Here is a 1,669-nt window from a genome sequence, read left to right as displayed (position 1 = left end):
GGACTCTTATGTCAGGCGAGAACCACTAGGCCCGAAGCCGGCGTCGATCGCTGGCGTCGCATCGGTGGTCGACGGCGACACGATCGAGATCCACGGCCAGCGCATCCGCTTCAACGGCATCGACGCCCCGGAGAGCAAGCAATATTGCGACGACGCCAAGGGCTTCGAATACCCCTGCGGCCGGCGATCGGCCGAAGCGCTGGATGCGTTCCTGGCTGCATCGAGGCCGGTACAGTGCACGTTCGTGACCTGGGACCGCTATCATCGCTTCGTTGGCGACTGCAGGCGTGCAGACGGCGCCAGCGTGGCCGCTTGGATGGTCGAGCATGGTCAAGCGCTCGACTGGCCCCGCTACAGCCACGGCGCCTATGCAGAGCAGCAGGCGCAGGCGGAGGCGGCAAAGCTTGGCATATGGGTCGGTGCCTTCCAGGCGCCTTGGGAATGGCGCGTAGAGCATGCCGACAACGCGCCGCCATCAAGCCAGCCGCTTGGCATCATAAGCCGCCGGCAGGTCGCGCAGAGCGGCTATTCCTGCGAGCCTCGCCGGACCTGTTCCCAGATCAGCTCCTGCGATGAGGCCAATTGGTATCTGCAGAATTGCTCATGGGGCGGGAAGCTCGACCGCGACAAGGACGGAATTCCCTGTGAGAGCCTTTGTTAAGGGGTTTGACTATGGAAGCCGTTTGTTTACGTCCCCAGCGCGTTCTGTGTGTTGTCGTTCATGGTCAGCGCCGCGATGGCGTTTCTCGTCATGACGCTGTTTGCGGCGTCGTCTTGAGGATGCGCAAGCACTCTATCGGAGTGCTTGAGCCGGCGTAGTTGGAAGGCCGATGCGCCCAGCCACGTGCTGCCGGCGAGAAAGAAACGCCTCGTCGATAAGGCTACGGGCCGATGACGAATGCTGCCGTGAAATGGTGGAAAACGAAAATCAGCGTCGTGAACATTGCGGCGCTGAAGACACCGAGAACCGTCGCAAGAAAAAGCCTCTCGATCCGCTGGGACTGAAGTTGCTTCTCAATGCTTCTTCCGAATGTCGGCTGAGAGAGAATTTGAGATTCCGGCAACGCGCCGTGATGACCGCATTGCGGGCATTTTGGCGTCTTCGAACTAATCAGCCTCGTGCAGCCAGCACAGATGACCGGCATTTTGACTATACCCCGCTCCCTATTAATTAGATTAGCACGAGCGAAAGCGGTGCGCTGAAAGGTTTGCGCCGACTGGTTAACGCGGCTCTGGATTCGGGCCGGCTTTTGTTCAAGGCAGACGGCGGCGCGTGCCCTGTCTCACTTCGGGACCAAAATGCTGGCACCTGTCTTGCATGGAAGAGATTGCCGGTGTCCTCCCACCGGACCTGATCGGGGGATCAGGAAGTACTTTCGCCGGGCTTGAGGTAAAAGGGGTTCCTCGCCCGGCGAGTTTTCCTCCGATGTTTTGCTAGCGCCCAAAGATGGTGATCGACCCGCCGGTCAGGTTGCCGCCGGTGTTGTTGCTGAACCGCAAGGCGTTGATCGGCGAGGTTGACTGTACGAACAGGGTCGCGATCGCGGTCGTCTGGTTTTCTATGATCTTCGATACACCGTTCAGGCCGGATTGCGGGATCTTGACGATGCTCGATCTTGCGAGAGCGGAATTGGCTGTGCCTGACCTTGCCCCTTTGATCTAATCCGGT

The 1,669-nt window shown here is 59.7% G+C and carries 3 protein-coding genes; 2 read left to right on the top strand and 1 reads right to left on the bottom strand.

What is annotated here, in order from left to right:
- Window positions 1-661: thermonuclease family protein (locus tag DH10_RS30975; RefSeq protein WP_192385693.1), on the top strand; the 661-nt coding region annotated here is incomplete at its 5' end.
- A gap of 220 nt (window positions 662-881) precedes the next feature.
- Here the strand turns inward: DH10_RS30975 and DH10_RS30970 are convergent.
- Complete coding sequence (locus DH10_RS30970) at window positions 882-1,145, bottom strand: hypothetical protein (protein ID WP_192249476.1); 264 nt, start codon at window positions 1,143-1,145, stop codon at window positions 882-884.
- Between the two features lie 302 nt (window positions 1,146-1,447).
- Here DH10_RS30970 and DH10_RS30965 point away from each other — a divergent pair, with 302 nt between their 5' ends.
- Window positions 1,448-1,663, top strand: a complete 216-nt coding sequence (locus DH10_RS30965) for a hypothetical protein (protein ID WP_192385692.1) — start codon at window positions 1,448-1,450, stop codon at window positions 1,661-1,663.
- Window positions 1,664-1,669 lie beyond the last annotated feature (6 nt).

It is taken from the genome of Mesorhizobium silamurunense (genome assembly GCF_014843825.1).
GTDB classification, from domain to species: Bacteria; Pseudomonadota; Alphaproteobacteria; order Rhizobiales; family Rhizobiaceae; genus Mesorhizobium; species Mesorhizobium silamurunense.
The sequence above is the reverse complement of the archived record's forward strand: the minus strand, read 5'-3'. Positions and strand labels throughout refer to the sequence as shown.